Source organism: Candidatus Methylomirabilota bacterium (assembly GCA_035315345.1).
GTDB lineage: Bacteria > Methylomirabilota > Methylomirabilia > Rokubacteriales > CSP1-6 > CAMLFJ01.
This window is the reverse complement of the sequence record DATFYA010000193.1, coordinates 23948-38790: the sequence shown is the minus strand read 5'-3', so window position 1 is coordinate 38790 and position 14843 is coordinate 23948. Positions and strand designations below refer to the sequence as shown.

At 68.4% G+C, this 14843-nt stretch carries 11 protein-coding genes; 2 read left to right on the top strand and 9 right to left on the bottom strand.

The window, feature by feature from the left end:
• The first annotated feature begins 61 nt into the window (after positions 1 to 61).
• Together VKN16_24795 and VKN16_24790 are read left to right on the top strand one after the other, a co-directional pair.
• A complete protein-coding gene (locus tag VKN16_24795) occupies positions 62 to 1240 on the top strand; it encodes a right-handed parallel beta-helix repeat-containing protein (protein HME97438.1) in 1179 nt (392 codons plus the stop codon).
• A gap of 77 nt (positions 1241 to 1317) precedes the next feature.
• Entirely contained in the window at positions 1318 to 3549 is a 2232-nt protein-coding gene (locus VKN16_24790) for a hypothetical protein (GenBank protein ID HME97437.1), read from the top strand.
• A 16-nt stretch (positions 3550 to 3565) separates the two neighbouring features.
• On the opposite strand, the gene VKN16_24785 is transcribed toward VKN16_24790, so the two are convergent.
• The 9 genes from VKN16_24785 to VKN16_24745 are packed head-to-tail and all read right to left on the bottom strand — an operon-like array spanning position 3566 to position 14838.
• Entirely contained in the window at positions 3566 to 4939 is a 1374-nt protein-coding gene (locus VKN16_24785) for a phenylacetate--CoA ligase family protein (protein ID HME97436.1), read from the bottom strand.
• Positions 4939 to 6183, bottom strand: a complete 1245-nt coding sequence (locus VKN16_24780; GenBank protein HME97435.1) for a glycosyltransferase — start codon at positions 6181 to 6183, stop codon at positions 4939 to 4941. Before VKN16_24780 ends, VKN16_24785 begins: the two co-directional genes overlap by 1 nt.
• A 4-nt stretch (positions 6184 to 6187) precedes the next feature.
• The gene (locus VKN16_24775; protein ID HME97434.1) at positions 6188 to 7393 is read right to left on the bottom strand and encodes a TIGR04063 family PEP-CTERM/XrtA system glycosyltransferase; all 1206 of its coding nucleotides are present in this window, start codon (positions 7391 to 7393) and stop codon (positions 6188 to 6190) included.
• Entirely contained in the window at positions 7390 to 8136 is a 747-nt protein-coding gene (locus VKN16_24770) for a class I SAM-dependent methyltransferase (protein ID HME97433.1), read from the bottom strand. Before VKN16_24770 ends, VKN16_24775 begins: the two co-directional genes overlap by 4 nt.
• A complete protein-coding gene (gene asnB / locus VKN16_24765; GenBank protein ID HME97432.1) occupies positions 8133 to 10049 on the bottom strand; it encodes an asparagine synthase (glutamine-hydrolyzing) in 1917 nt (638 codons plus the stop codon). Before asnB (VKN16_24765) ends, VKN16_24770 begins: the two co-directional genes overlap by 4 nt.
• A gap of 2 nt (positions 10050 to 10051) precedes the next feature.
• A complete protein-coding gene (locus VKN16_24760; GenBank protein ID HME97431.1) occupies positions 10052 to 11176 on the bottom strand; it encodes a glycosyltransferase in 1125 nt (374 codons plus the stop codon).
• Positions 11173 to 13044: an asparagine synthase (glutamine-hydrolyzing) gene (gene asnB / locus VKN16_24755; protein HME97430.1), complete on the bottom strand. Its 1872-nt coding sequence runs from the start codon at positions 13042 to 13044 to the stop codon at positions 11173 to 11175. The genes VKN16_24760 and asnB (VKN16_24755) overlap by 4 nt, the downstream gene beginning before the upstream one ends.
• A 2-nt stretch (positions 13045 to 13046) precedes the next feature.
• Positions 13047 to 14357, bottom strand: a complete 1311-nt coding sequence (locus VKN16_24750; GenBank protein ID HME97429.1) for a putative O-glycosylation ligase, exosortase A system-associated — start codon at positions 14355 to 14357, stop codon at positions 13047 to 13049.
• 37 nt (positions 14358 to 14394) lie between these two features.
• The gene (locus VKN16_24745; protein ID HME97428.1) at positions 14395 to 14838 is read right to left on the bottom strand and encodes a hypothetical protein; all 444 of its coding nucleotides are present in this window, start codon (positions 14836 to 14838) and stop codon (positions 14395 to 14397) included.
• Positions 14839 to 14843: the final 5 nt, after the last annotated feature.

The following is a 14843-nucleotide window of genomic DNA, read 5'->3' as shown; positions in this document are numbered from 1 at the left end:
CCGGCAAGCGGGTTGCCGGATACGCGTAGCGGCCCTGCTCGTGACGCTCCTGGTGTCCGCGATGCCTCTGGCGCCTGCCCGGGCCGCCGAAATCGGCCCCGGTGGGGATCTGTGCGCGGCCATCAATACGCTGCAGCCGGGCGACGAGCTGGTCCTGGCTCCCGGCGACTATTCGGGGCCCTGCACGATTCAGCGTGGCGGGCGCGCCGGCGCGCCGATCGTGGTTCGCGCGGCCGACCCCGGACAGAGGCCGCGCATCGTCTATCGGGGAGCCTCGGCCAACGTGCTGGACGTCAAGGCCGACCACGTGACCGTCCGGGGCCTGGCCTTCGGCCCGACCGCTCCCGGCGTCGACGGCGTCCGCGTCTTCGCGCGAGCCGGGGTGAGCGTCACCGATTGCGAGTTCGACGGCCTGGGCGGCATCGCGGTCGCGGCCAACCACACGAGCATCGCCGGCCTGTCCGTGCTCCGCAATGTCATCACCAATTCCGGCTCCACCGGCATGTACTTCGGCTGCCACGAGGGCGTGGAGTGCGTGGTATCCGGACTGCGGGTGGAGGACAACTTCATCGAGCACGTCAACGCCTCCGAACCGGAAATCGGCTATGGGCTGCAGGTCAAGCTGAACTCGACCGGCGTCATTCGCAGCAACGTGATCGTCGACACCAAGGGGCCCGGGATCATGGTGTACGGGGCTCGCGACGGACTCCGCAGCAATCTCGTGGAGCGCAACGTCGTCATGGGCTCCCGGACCAGCTCGGGCATTGTCATCGGAGGAGGGCCCGCGATCGTGCGCAACAACGTGGTGCTGTTGAACCGCGAGGCCGGCATCGGCCTCGAGGACTATGGAGGCCGAGGGCTGCTACGATCCGTCATCGTGGCCCACAACTCCGTGTACAAGAACACCGGAGCCGGTATCCTGATCCCGGAGGGCAGACCGCTCCGGGACATCGTGATCAGGAGCAATGCCATCCAGGCCCGGGCCGGGACTACGACCTTGCCCGGCGCGCGACCTGAGATCGACATGATGGGAAACGTGGATTGCACGTGGGCGCCCTGCTTCGTCGATCCCGACCGCCTGGATTTCTCCCCGCTGATGGGCTCGCTGCTCTCGATGCCGGGCTCGATGCGCCCCGGTCCCTGGTTGCCCGCCGACGATTTCTTCGGGGTGCCGCGAGGGCCATTGCCGACGGTCGGCGCGGTGGAGCGCAAGGCGAAGCCGATTCGGGTCACCCCGTGAGCCGCGGACCGAGCGGTCGAGCGAGCCGGAGACCCATCGGCCGGCGCCTGGCGATCTGGGGCGCGGCGACGTGCCTCGTGGCGGTCTTGTCGCTGGCGGCCTGGCCGGGGGCCGAGGGCGCGCCGGACGTGCTCGACCAGCTGAAGCCGGGCGAGTGGTACGAGGTGCCGAACTCGAAGCTGCGAGCGGTGCTTCCGTCACCTCCGTCGATGGGAACGCCCACGTCCATCATGAGCGCGTGGACCGGCGGGGTCTGGGACCCGGTGCGGGAGGCGCTCATCCTTCCCGGGAACGGCGGCCACGGCGACTATGGCGGCAACGAAGTGTACGCGTTCTTCCTCTCGTCGCTGGCGTGGCAGCGCCTGACCGACCCGTCGCCGGTGCATCCTCCGAACCGGACGATCGAGGCCCTGCCGGACGGCCGGCCCGCTTCGCGCCACACATACGGAGGCGTGAGCTTCCTGCCGGAGGTGGACAAGGTGTTCGTCACCGGCGGGTCACTGTGGGGCGATGGCGGCGGCAGTCGCGGCGCGTGGATGTTCGACGTGCCATCGCGCACCTGGCAGCGTCGGGCCGACGCGCCGGGCTCGCAGGTCACCGCGATGACCGCCTACGACCCGGTGACGAAGCTGGTGTTCTCGCTCATCCAGAACGGACGGCTCGTCGCCTACGATCCGGCCAAGAACTCGTGGAGCGAGCGGGGATCGGCCGGCACGTGGGCCGAGTACGATCCGGCGCGCACGATGGTGCTGCACCCGGGTCGACGCACGCTGGTGGTGGTGGGCGGTGGCAAGACGACGACATTCGACATCTCCCGCTCCTACGCCTCGATCCAGCCCCTGAGCACGACGGGAGGGGACCCGATCGTCAACGCGCAGGGCCCGGGTCTGGTCTACGATCCGGTCACCGACCGGATCGTCGGGTGGGCGGGCGGCGGGGACGTCTACAGCCTTGATCTCGCCAGCCGCACCTGGACGCGTCAGGCGCCGGCCAGCCCGGCGGTCCCGGGGCCGGCACCGAATCAGGGCACCTATGGCAAGTGGCAGTACATTCCATCGAGTAACGCGTTCATCGCCGCCACCCGGATCGATGAGAGTGTCTGGCTCTACCGGTTGTCGGAGGGGCGCCGATCCGAGGGCGAGCGCGGTCTGGCGCGCCGGCTGCTCGGGTACCTCTTTTCCAAGGCCACGCCGGTCGTGCGCGCGGCCGAGAAGGACGCCGCGTCGGAGCAGCCGGTCGCGGCCGGCAGCAAGATCGATCTGCCCCTGCGGACCTGGGTCAGCCGCCCGTTGCCCACCGGGACCTCGGGCCCCAGCCCCATCCCGAGAGGCAGCAAGCATACCCGGCTGCTGTACGACTCGCGACGGGGACGAATGGTCCTGACCGGTGGTGACTACGTCAACGCGTACATCTCATCCAACGGCAGCCAGTTGGTCTGGGCCATCGACCTCGCGTCGGGGCCGGCGCCGTCGTGGACGCTGATCGGCCCCTGGTGCAATGGGCCGGTGCAGCCGGGCCGACCGGACACCGTCGGGTGGGTCTACGACTCCAAGCGCGACCAGGGGGTGCTCGTACCCGGCTACGTCTTCGCCAATGAAGGGGCGTCGTCTCGCTGCGAAGGGGTCAGCGACTCGAAAGAATCGATGCTCTTCGATTTCTCGACCAACAAATGGAAGGTGGCGCCGTATGGCCCGCCGCCTCACGGCTGGGGCGGCGATATCGGCAGCAGCTTCGCAGTGTACGACCCGGTATCGGACTCGGTGATCCGCTTCCGCTGGGACAGCCGCAACCTGGTCGAGGTGCTGTCGCTCGCCAAGAACAAGTGGAGCGTCTTCGATCCGGGCCGCGGCAGCGATCCCAACCGCGATCAGCCCGCGATCGACGTGCAGGGACGCAATGTCTACGTGCTCAGCCGGCGGCTGGGCGCGCTGCTCCGCTACTCGATCCCGAAAGAGGGAATCGTCGACGTGATCCCAGTGCCGAAGGCGGCCCGGCTTCCTCAGGAGGCCGACTACGAGACGCACCTCGCGTTCGATCCCATCAATCGCGTGGTGCTGTATCCGAACACCCTGGACTACGGCGGACGCGTCCTCGGGCTCGGGATCTATCACGTGGACAGCAAGAAGTGGGAGTGGGAGCCGACGCCGGCCAGCGGACACCCCGTGCAAGGCAATGTCGTCGGCTTCGACGTGGCCAACAACGTGATGATGCTCTATGGCGGCAAGCAGGGCGAGGACATCGACCCGCCCACCGTGTTCTGGCTCTACCGCTACGGCAACGGCGCTCCTGGAATCGCCGCGCCCCGATAGGCCCGACGCTGCGCCCTCAAGCCTGGGGGGCGGTCAGCGTCGCGAGATGCTCGTCCGCGACGCGAGAGATGACGTAGCGGTGCTTTCCCGACGGTAGCGGGGGAATGCTGGCCACGAGCTCCAGCTCCACCGCGATCTCTCCTTCGAAGAGACCCTCCAGCTTGGCCACGATCTGATCGGTCGCCGTCGCCGGAAAGCCGACGTCTGGGGCCACGGTGACGCGGACCAGATCCACGCGCTCCTGTATCAGCTGAAACTGACGGATCCCCGGAACCTCACGCAGCACGTAGATGGCCGCGAGCGCGTGCATGACCCTGCCGCCCCGCGTGACGAGGAAGTCGGTGCGCCGTCCTTCCACGCTCCTCAAGCGAGGCAGCGCGCGGCCGCAGCCGCACGCCGCGCGCTCGAACGCCCCGATATCGCCGGTGCGATAGCGGATGATCGGCATGGCGAAGGAGTGGGTATTGCTCACGACGATCTCGCCGCGGTCGCCGTCGCTCTCCCCGGGCGTGGGTAGGATCTCAACCGTGACCGCCTCCACCGGGATATGAAGGCCGCCGCTCGGACACTCCGTGGCCATGAGAGCGGCGTCTCGACACCCGTACTCGACGGACACCGGACAGCCGAAGACCGAGCCGATCAGGGCGCGCTGGAAGTCGTAGAGCGGCTCGGCGGTGGTGAACACCGCGCGCACGCTCCCCGGATCCGGCCGCCAGCCCTCGCGGCGCAGATACCCCGCGAGCAGGGCGAGCGCGCTCGCGTAGCCGAAGAGCTTCTGCGGCCGGTACTGGCGAACCACTTGCGCGTAGCGCGCGAGCGTGGCTTCGCCCAGGTCGAAGGCGGACAGGAACTTCGAGTTGATGAGGCGATCGCGCAGGGTTCGCACCCGGTCCTGCTTGGTGGACTCGATCGGCGAGCCCCACAGCGCGATCTCGCGCGTGCCCGGTCCCGCGTCATACCAGCGGTGGCAGCGCAGTCGAATCGCGTCGGCGAGGGCCGCCCGCTCGCGGTCCACCAGCACGGTGACCGGCGAGCCGGTGGAGCCGCCAGTACTCATGGCCTGCACCCCCCGCCGGCGTCGGCGGGGCTGCAGCTCGGCGAAGTGCCGCCGCAGATCGTCCCGGGTGAGATACGGGATGCGGGAGAAGTCTTCGAACGACTGGATCCGGCTCGGCTGGAGCCCGTGCTCGTCCAGTAGTCGCGTGTAGTACGGGACCTCCCGGTAGGCAAAGTCGAGATGTCGCCGGAGGGAGCGAAATTGCAGCTCGCGGAGCGCCTCCCCGTCGAGCCACTGGCTCTTCTCCAGCTCTCGAAGCAGGGCGTAGGTCGGCTTGCCCTTGATCCACTCCTGCAACGGGAACATCACCCGGTCGACCACCGCGCGGTGCATCAACTTCGCCGCCCCGCGGCAGTACGCGCCGCCTCCGCGCCATCGGCCGTCGCGCCGCCCGGAACCAACCGGGTCAGCTCCTCGAGTACCTGGTCGGCGGTGGCGTCCCAGGAGTGACGGCGGGCGTGGTCCGCGAGCGTCTCCGCTTCCCAGCGCCGGTCGAGCACGTCCAGGAGGGTCCGCTCGAGCGCCGGGCCGTCGCCATAGGGAGCCAGCAGCCCCAGGTGCTCGCCGGTGACGATCTCGGCATTGCCGCCCACGCGGGTGCTCACCACCGGCCGACCGCACGCCAGCGCTTCGAGCAGCACGTTGGCCCAGCCTTCCGACCGGGTCGCCAGGCAGAAGAGGTCCGCCGCTCCCATCCAGCGCGGGATCTCGTCGTGGGCGCGCTCGCCGGCCAGAAGCACGTGCGACTCCAGCCCGCGATCGCGGATCATCCGCTCCAGAACGGGCCGGTAACTGTTGCCGGGCTGTCCGCCTCCCACAATGACGTAGAGGAGATCCGGGTGCCGCTCCCGGAGCGCGGGGAGGATCTCGATGACGTGGTGATGCCCCTTGCCCTCGTTGAGCCCGCCGATCGACAGGATGATTCGCCGATCCAGCGGAAGCCCCAGCGCCTCCCGGGCCGCGACGCGGCTCATGGGGAAAAACCGCTCGGTATCCACCCCGTTCGAAATGACCCGGATCTGCTCGCCGGGCACGCCGATCGCCATCGCGGTGTCCTTGAGCGAGCGGCTCACCGAGATGACCCGATCCGCGGCTCGCAGCGCCCAGCGAAGCTGAGGACGGTGGAGGGGATAGCCAGCCAGGCGCACGATGCTACCCCGGAGGGTGACGGTCACCGGGCACCGCAGCAGCTTGGCGAGTAGCACGGCGCCGACCCCATCCGGGTAGTCGAACTGCGCGTCGATCACGTCGAACGGAAAGCGCTGCCGCAGCCGCAAGAGGACCGGCAGGAGCGAGGCTGCGTAGAGCAGGCCATCCAGCTGCTTGAAGTGCCGCGGGATGCAGAAGAAGCGCGGATGGTGGATCGGCGGCAGGCCCGGCAGTGTCTCAAGAGGAGAGATCCCACTCCACCGGTCTCCCCGGATGAGCCGATTCATCGGGAACCACGGCAGGGGCGCGATCACCTGAACCTCGCAGCGACGAGCGACCCGCCGCACACGCTCCCGAACGAAGACTCCGAACGCGGGCTGACGCGGGTTCGGAAAGACCGAGCTGAGGACCAGGACGCGAGGCGGCATACCGTCAGCGAGAATGCGCCGCCGCGGCGGTGGCGGGCTCGAACCCGTAGATCGCCGGATACCGTGACACGACTCGATCCCAGGTGCGCTCGGCGCGCACGTGCTCCCGGGCCCGCGCGCCGAGCTTGGCGCACAGCGCGGGATCGGAGGCCAGATTCACCGCCTCCCGCACGAAGGCCGCCGCGTCATCGGCCCGGAAGAGCAGCCCGGTCGTGCCGTGCTCGATCAGCTCGGCGAGGCCACCCACGTCGCTGGCCAGGACCGGGAGCCCGGCGGCCATGGCCTCGAGCGGCTTCAGCGGAGTCACGAGCTCGGTGAGCCGCATGCGTCGGCGCGGGCACACGAATACGTCGATCAGCGAGTAGTAGTCGGTGACCCGGTTGTAGGGCACTTGTCCGGCAAAGATGACGCCGTCCACCGCGGCGGCGCGGAGAGCCGCCTCGTCCTCGCCGCCGCCGACGAGAAGGATCCGTGCGCCCGGGATGCGCTCGCGCAGGGCCGGGAACGTCTCGACCAGGAACCGCAGACCCTCGTAGTGGTAGAAGGAGCCGATGAAGCCGAAGACCGGCCCATCGGTGAGGCCGAGCCGCTGGGCCAGCGCCTCGTCACGTGGGGCCGGGCTGAAACGGTCGGCGTCAACGCCGTTCGGCACCACGTGGATGCGGTCCGCCGCGATCCCGCGGCCGATGACCTCCTGTCTCATCGCGTGCGCGATGACCACGACGCGCGTCGCCTGCCGGAAGGCGAGGGTCTCCAGCGCGCGGGTGATGCGGTAGCGCACCGAGTTCTCACGGGTGGTTCCGTGGTCGACCGCCGCGTCCTCCCAGAAGGCCCGCGACTCGTAGACTGCGGGCAGGCCCAGCCGTCGGGCCGCCCAGATGGCGGGCAAGCCGTTCAGCACGGGCGAGTGAGCGTGGAGGACCTTCACGTCCTCCGCCCGGGCGACATCCCGGATGCGTCGCGCGAAGCGCGCCATCATCGCCAGCTCCGAGGCGTAGGGCAGGGTGCGCTTGCGGGTCGGCCGCTGCGTGCGGTAGTAGGGAATGCCGTTCCGCGTCTCGCAGGGGGGGCCGCCCCGTGGATGCTTGGGTGATGTCAGCACCACCGGCTGGAATCCCAGTCGGCGCTGGAACGTGATGATGTTGTGGCTCCGAGTGCTGTAGCCGCTCATGACGGGAAGCGAATGATCGAGGATGTGCAGCACCCTCATGAGCGAGCCTCCCGGGCTCGGCCGACGAGCCACACCGCGTGCGCCAGCGCGCGTGCCAGAGCCGGCACCCGGTTCACCGCCATCTGGATCGGTCCCGCCTGAAGCAGCCGTCCCAGGCCCGGCAGCTGACGAGGCGGCAAACAGAGCGCCGCCTCCTGCTCGACACGGATGCCGTGATCCGACAGCCAGCGGGTGACTTGAGCGGGATTGTACGTGACAACCCGCGGCGGCATGCCCCTCAGCCGTTGATAGGCTCGCCGCGCCATCGCCACCGCCGCCCTGCTGTTCAGCACTTCGACGACGAGCCGCCCGCCCGGGCGCAACACCCGGGCGATCTCCTCGATGGCCCGCCGCGGCTCGGCGAGCGCCTGTAGCACACCGATGGAGACGACCAGGTCGAGGCTGCCGGAGCGGCATGGCAGCGCGTAGGCTTCCCCCGCCACGTACGATCCCTTACCGCCGGAATCTGCCGCGATGGCCCGACCAAGCGTGGCCAGCGAGTAGTCCAGCCCGACCGTCCGGTACCCGAGGCCGGCCAGCCACCGCACGTACGTGCCGGCGCCGCAGCCGAGCTCAAGCGCCGTGGCCGGGGACCCCGAGGGGGGTGGCTCGATGAGCCGCTGGAACAGCTCGACCCGGCGACGGAGGCCTTCGGCCGACCAGCCAGAAATCTGAGCCTCGTCGGTGTAGAGGTGGCCGTAACGCTCGAAGCGAGCCCGCCACTCGGTCTCGAAACGGCTCATACGGTCACCGGCCCGTGCTCGGTACCCCGATCCAGGAACGTGCGGCTCCACAGCTCGAGCATCATCACCGACCAGAGCTGGGGCGCGTGGTTGCCGATGCCCCCTTGATGTCGTCGCCACAGGGCCCGCAACCGCTCCGGCCGAATGAAGCCTCGCCCGAGTGAACGCGGCGCGAAGAGCAGGTCCTGGGCGAGGTCCCGCAGGTCCGAGCGCAGCCACCGGGCGAGAGGGATCTCGAACCCTTGCTTCGGGCGATAGATCGCGGACTGAGGAACGCGACCTTCCAGGTAGCGCTTGAGGAGGTACTTGGAGGTGCGGCCGCGGTACTTCAGGTCGGACGGCACCGTCGCGGCAAATTCGATCACCCGCTGGTCCAACAGAGGCGAGCGAATCTCGAGGCCATGGGCCATGCTCATGCGGTCCACCTTCACGAGCATGTCGTTGGCCAGCCAGGTCTTGAGGTCGACGTAGAGCAGCCGGCTCAGATCGTCCAGCCCCCGGGTGCGCTCGAAGTGTCGCGAGAAGGCGGTGAAGGGCTCGTGGCCGCGCAGCTGCCCCTGCACCTCCGGCGACAGCAGGGCGGCCTTCTCGTCGTCACGAAGGAGGCACAGATCGGCGAAGTACGCGCGCTCGAAGCTGATGCCGAGGTTCTGTAGGAAATAGCGGGCCCGCAGCGGGCGGGGAAGCCAGTCGGCCTTGGGATACACGCGGCCGAGCGGACCGAGCACGCCATGGCGCAGCCAACCGGGGAGCCGTCGCCGCAGCCGGGCTTCCGAGCGATTGAGGCCGTAGCGGCGCTGGTAACCGGCGAAGACCTCGTCACCGCCGTCCCCGGATAGCGCGACCGTCACCCGCTCCCGAGCGGCCTTGGCGACATAGTACGTGGGCAGGGCGGACGAATCGGCAAACGGCTCATCCAGATGCCAGGCCAGCCGGGGGAGAACCTCCGCCGCGCGGGCCTCGACCATGACTTCGTGGTGATCGCTGGATACCGCCTGGGCCACGGCCCGCGCGTGCTCGAGCTCGTTGAAGGTCTGCTCGCGGAACCCGATGCTGGTGGTGACCACGGGACGCCCGGAGAGGCGGGTCATCGCCTCGACGACGGCGCTCGAATCGACGCCACCGCTCAGGAAGGCCCCGATCGGTACATCGCTGACCAGTCGGTCGCGGACCGCTTCGCCGAAGACGTGTCCCAGCTCCTCGAGGGCTTGATCCTCGCTTCGGGAGACAGGGCCGGTGATCGGCACGTCCCAGTACTCGGCGGTCTGGATCGTGCCGTCCTGCCACACCATGAAATGGGCCGGCCGAAGCTGGAAGACGCCCTGGAGGATCGTCAGTGGCGCCTGGACCGCGCCGAGCGACAGGTAGGCATCGAGCGCCTCGAGATTGACCGCCCGCTTGAGCGAGGCGTCCTGCAGGATGGCCTTGAGCTCGGACGCGAACAGGAGGCGCTCGCCGTCCTGCCAGTAGTAGAGCGGCTTCTTGCCGACGCGGTCCCGCGCGAGAAGCAAGCGTCGGTTGTCCTCGTCCCAGAGGGCGAAGGCGAACATCCCCTGAAGGCGCTCCACGCATCGTGACCCGTATTCCTCGTAGGCGTGCACGATCGCCTCGGTGTCGGAGCGCGTGGAGAAGCGATGGCCCCGGGCTTCCAGCTCCTGACGCAGCGCCTGGAAGTTGTAGATCTCTCCGTTCAGGATCACCGCCTTGCGCCCATCTTCGCTGAAGATCGGCTGGTCGCCGGTCGCGAGGTCGATGATGCTGAGCCGGCGGTGCCCCAGGGCCGCTCCGGGCCAGGTCTGGAGCCCCTGCGCGTTCGGCCCGCGGTGAGCGAGAGCCGCGGTCATCCGCTCCAGCAGGTCACGGTCGAGGGGATAACGCGGATCAGCGTGCACCAGGCCGGCGATGCCACACATGGCTATGCCTCCCCGGCCTGCGGGGCCCGGCAGAGGGACGTGTAGAGGCCACGATGAGCTTGAGCCATCCGGTCGAGGGAGAAATGCTGAAGGACTCGCTCCCGCCCCGCCTTGCCCTGTTGGCTCCGGAGATACGAATCGGAGACGTAGACGCGCAGGGCCGCCTCCAAAGCGTTGGGGTCGCCCGACGGGACCAGGCGACCGGTCACGTCGGGCTCGACCAGCTCGGGATTGCCGCCGACGTCCGTCGCGATCACCGGGAGGCCGGTGGCCATGGCCTCGAGAATCGTGTTGGACATGCCCTCGGCGCGCGACGGCAGCACGAAGACGTCGAGCGCCCGGAGCAGCGTGGGAACGTCACGGCGCTCTCCGAGGAGCCGAACCCGGTCCGAGAGGCCGCGCTGCCTGATCTCGCTCTCGAGCGCCGAACGGGAAGGGCCCTCGCCCACGATGGCCAGGATCGGGCGTGCCTCGGATCCGGCGAGGCCCGAGAAGGCCGTGATCAGACCAGCGTGGTCCTTGACCGGATCGAGCCGCCCGATGGTCCCGACCACGGCGGCCGCAATCGGCAGACCCAGCGCCTCTCGCGCCTCGGCCGAATCGCCCGGGCAGAACCGGCTGGTGTCGACTCCGTTGTGGATCGTGACCACCTTGTGGGCCGGAATCCTCACGGTCGCGATCAGCCAGCGCCGTAGATCGAACGACACGGTGACGAACCGAGAAACCAGCGGCGACAGGAGGCGCCGCAGACGATTACGCCGTGGGTCGAGGCCGCCAGGATCCTTGGCCTCGCGCCCATGCTCGCCGTGCACCAGCGTCCGGATGCCGACCAACCGAGCCGCGACCACCGTGTCCAGGGCGCCCCAGTTGCGAGAGTGGACCACGTCGGGACGAAGGCTCCGCAGGAGCCGCCCGAGTCGGAGCACCGCCCCGAGATCCATGCCGGCCCGTTTCCCGATGCAGTGAACGGCGACGGAGGCGGGCAGGCGCTCGCTGAGCGGTCCTCGTGCGCTCATCGCGACGACGGTGTGGCGGAGGCGGTCGCGGGTGGCGTTGATGAGGTTCACCACCCCGTTCTCCATGCCGCCGACGGCGAGCGAATCGAGCACATGGACCGCGTGAATCATCGGTCCAGCCATCGACGGGCCCATTCCTCGAGGCAGAGCAGCGCCCAGATCTGGCTGGAGCGGTCCCGCGCGCCGCTCTGGTGCTCGTCCAGCACCGCGGACACCGCGCGGGGATCGAGTAGACCGCGCTCGCGGGTTCGTCGTCCCTCCAGCACCTCCCGAGTATAGGCGCCCAAGTCCCGACGGAACCATTCGGCGAGGGGGACGCCGAAGCCCATCTTGCGGCGGCTGAGCGTCTCCGGGGGCAGCCGATCGGCCATCGCCTTCTTCAAGATCGCCTTCCCCGCGCCGTTCTGGAACTTCAGCCCGGTCGGCATGGTCGCCACGAACTCCATCAGAACGTGGTCGAGCAGCGGCACCCGGCTCTCCAGCGAGACGAGCATGCTGGCCTTGTCGACCTTCGTGAGGATGTCCTCTGGCAAATAGCACCGCACGTCGATGGACTGAAGCGTCGACGCGTAGTCGGGCGCCCCGGCCGCCGCGCTCAGCGTGTCGAACAGCCTTGGAGTCACGCAGGGGCTTACCTGCTGCCGAGCGTCCGCGGAGAGGATGCGCCGCAGACCCTCGCTCCGCTGGAAGGCCATGAGCCGGAAGTAGCGCGCGACGGGGTCGGATCCCAGCATTTCGAGATAGCCGTGCCCACGGAGGGTGTCCGGAGACAGCCGCGCGGCCCAGCGAAAGAGCGATCGGGCCAGCACGCCCGGAAACCGGTCGAGTCGGTCGTGGAGGGCCAGCGCACGCACGTATCGCGAGTAGCCGAGGAAGTTCTCGTCGCCTCCGTCGCCGGATAGGGCAACCGTGACGTGCTCCCGGGTGATCTTCGAGACGAAATACGTCGGAATGGCCGACGAGTCCGCGAAGGGCTCGTCGAATTGCCAGACCAGCTTGGGCAGGACCTCGAGGGCATCTGGCTTGACCACGAACTCGAAGTGCTGGGTGCCGTGGTGCTGGGCGACCCGCCGGGCATGGGCCAGCTCGTCGTGGCTGGCTTCGTCGAAGCCGATGGCAAACGTGCGGACGTCCCCGCGCGTCGCCCCGGCCATGAGGGCTACCACCGTTCCGGAATCCATCCCGCCGCTGAGAAAGGCCCCGATGGGGACGTCGCTGACCAGGTGACTGCTGACGGCGTCGTGCAGATGCGCCCGCAGCCCTTCCAGCCACTCGGCTTCGCTCCGGCGGGCGTCCGGCTCGAAGCGAAGGTCCCAGTAGCGCTGAACCGTGGGCTCCCCCCCGTCGAGGCCGACGGTCAGGAAGCAGCCGGGCGGCAGCTTTCGGATGTCCGCGAAGATCGTCCGCGGGCTCGGGATGTAGTGGAGCGTGAGGTAGTCGCGGAGGGCTTCCCAGTCGATGCGGCGAGGGACCGACCGGTCCTCCAGGATCGCCTTGGGCTCCGAGGCGAAGAGCAAGCGCTGGCCGTCCCACGCATAGACGAGCGGCTTGATGCCCACGCGGTCCCGCCCCAGGAAGAGGCGATGCCGCCGCTCATCCCAGATCGCGAAGGCGAACATGCCTCGGAGCTGGCGCAGGCAATCGACGCCGTACTCCTCGTAGGCGCGCAGGATCACCTCGGTGTCGGACGCGGTCCGGAAGCGCCAGCCGCGGGCTTCCAGCTCGCGCCGCAGCTCCCGGAAGTTGTAGATCTCGCCGTTGAACACCACGGTGACCGCGCCGTCCTCGCTCGACATTGGTTGATCGCCCGTCACCAGGTCGATGATGGCCAGCCGCCGGTGGCCGAGGCCCACCGGCCCGCGTCGGAAGAAACCGTCTCCGTCGGGACCGCGGTGAGCGAGGCACGCGGTCATCGCCTGGAGCGGCTGCTCGCCGACCGTGTCGCCGTTGCGCAGGAAGAGGCCGGCGATGCCGCACATGGCTATGCTTTCGCGAGGGCCGGCGCGCCCGACGGCTCCAGAGCGGTCGAAGGTTCGGGAGCCGGTGCGGGAGCCTTCATGAGGGTTTTCAGGATCACGGTGATGACGACCTGGTGATAGAAGAGGTCGAAATACGACATGCTCAGGAATGCCCCGCTCACCGCATAGGCGAGGACGCTGACTTCCAACATCTGGGCGCAATTGCAGATCCACTGCTGACTGGGCTCCCGCCGAGTCTTCCAGATGATCCGCCGGAGGCTCAACAATGTGGAGGCGATGAGCGCCACGAAGAGCGCGAGGCCGGTGAACCCATGCTCGCCCAGAACCTGGAAGTAGATGCTGTGGGCGTCGAGGGCGTTCTCGGCGTACTTGTAGCCCGGCATGTACGCCTCGTAGATGTCCTTCGAGAAGGTCCGGAAGCCGCCTCCCATGATGGGATAGTCCTTGGCCAGCTCCCGAGCGACGTACCACGAGTTCAAGCGCTGATTCGCAGAGACGTCCTGTTCATAGGTCTCGATCGTGCCCATGCGCTCCAGCCACTGCCTGGGCATCACGGAGGGCAGGACGAAGATGGCCACGGCCAGGAGCGGCAGAAGAATGAGGCGAGCCCGGCTCTTGAGGAACACGAGGGGCACGACGACCGCGAGTCCGACGAGGGCCCCCCGGGAATACGTGCCGAGGCTCGCGATGATGGACAGGATCGCGGCCGCCATCAGCAGGCGACGACGCCAGAGCTTGGTCTCCTCGCGCTGCAGGAAGACGAGGAGGGGAATCACCATGTTCAGGGCGAGACCGATCTCGGTATTGCCGGAGATGAACGAGTCGCGGGGCCCCAGCACCTGGTTCTGCGCGCCGGTCATGATGGAGAAGATTCCGCCCTTGACCCCGAAGAAGCCGATGGAGAGCGCGATCACCCAGATGAGCGCGCGGAGCTTCCGGGCGTCCTGCAAGAGAAAGAGGCTGAGAAAGATGCCCACCAGAATCTTGGACACCTTGTTGAACTGGATCCAGGCGTCATCCGGATAGAACGCGAAGATGGTGGTGACCAGGAACCACCCCCACAGTGCGAGCAGCAGGTACACCTCGATCGCGTTGGGCAGCCCCTTCCTGTCCCTCGTGATCACGAGCCCAACGACGGTCGCCAGCATGACCATCATGCCGAACGGCAGGTCGTACGCGAAGCCCCACGTCATCCGATGCGGATTCATGTAGCCGAGCCACGACCACGTGAGAACTCCGATCCAGGGTCGACTCAGACAGAAGGGGAGCAAGCCCATGATCAGACACGTGAGGATTACGTCGCGAAACGTCACGATCAGACTCCTCGCTGGGCCCGGGGGTCACCGTTCGTCACGGGAACATGGCCTCCACTTGCCGGAGCGTCGCCATCGTCACCTGGAGATCCTGCGCGGCCCCGGCTTTCCACTCGTCCTTGGCCGGAGAGTTGAAATAGCCGTCGACCGGCCGACGAATGGTATTCCAGGCGAACGTGACTTTGTTGATCTCCATGTCCAGCAGGGGATCCGGAAGCTTCGCAATCGCCTTCCGGTCGTTCAGGTTCCCGAGCGCGCGGCGGACCTGCCGGTACATGGTGTCCAGGAGCTGATGGGTGGCCGCGAGATCGTCGGTGCCGGGGCCGGCCAACCGCGCCCGGGCCTGCTCACCGAGGGCGATGGCCGCCCGGAGCTGGCGACCGATCACGGCCGAATCGACGCTGACCGTGTTGTTCGGCAGAGGCTGCCCGAGAACGGGCGCGGGAGTGACGATCGGAATCATCGTGACGATCAGCGCCACGAGGC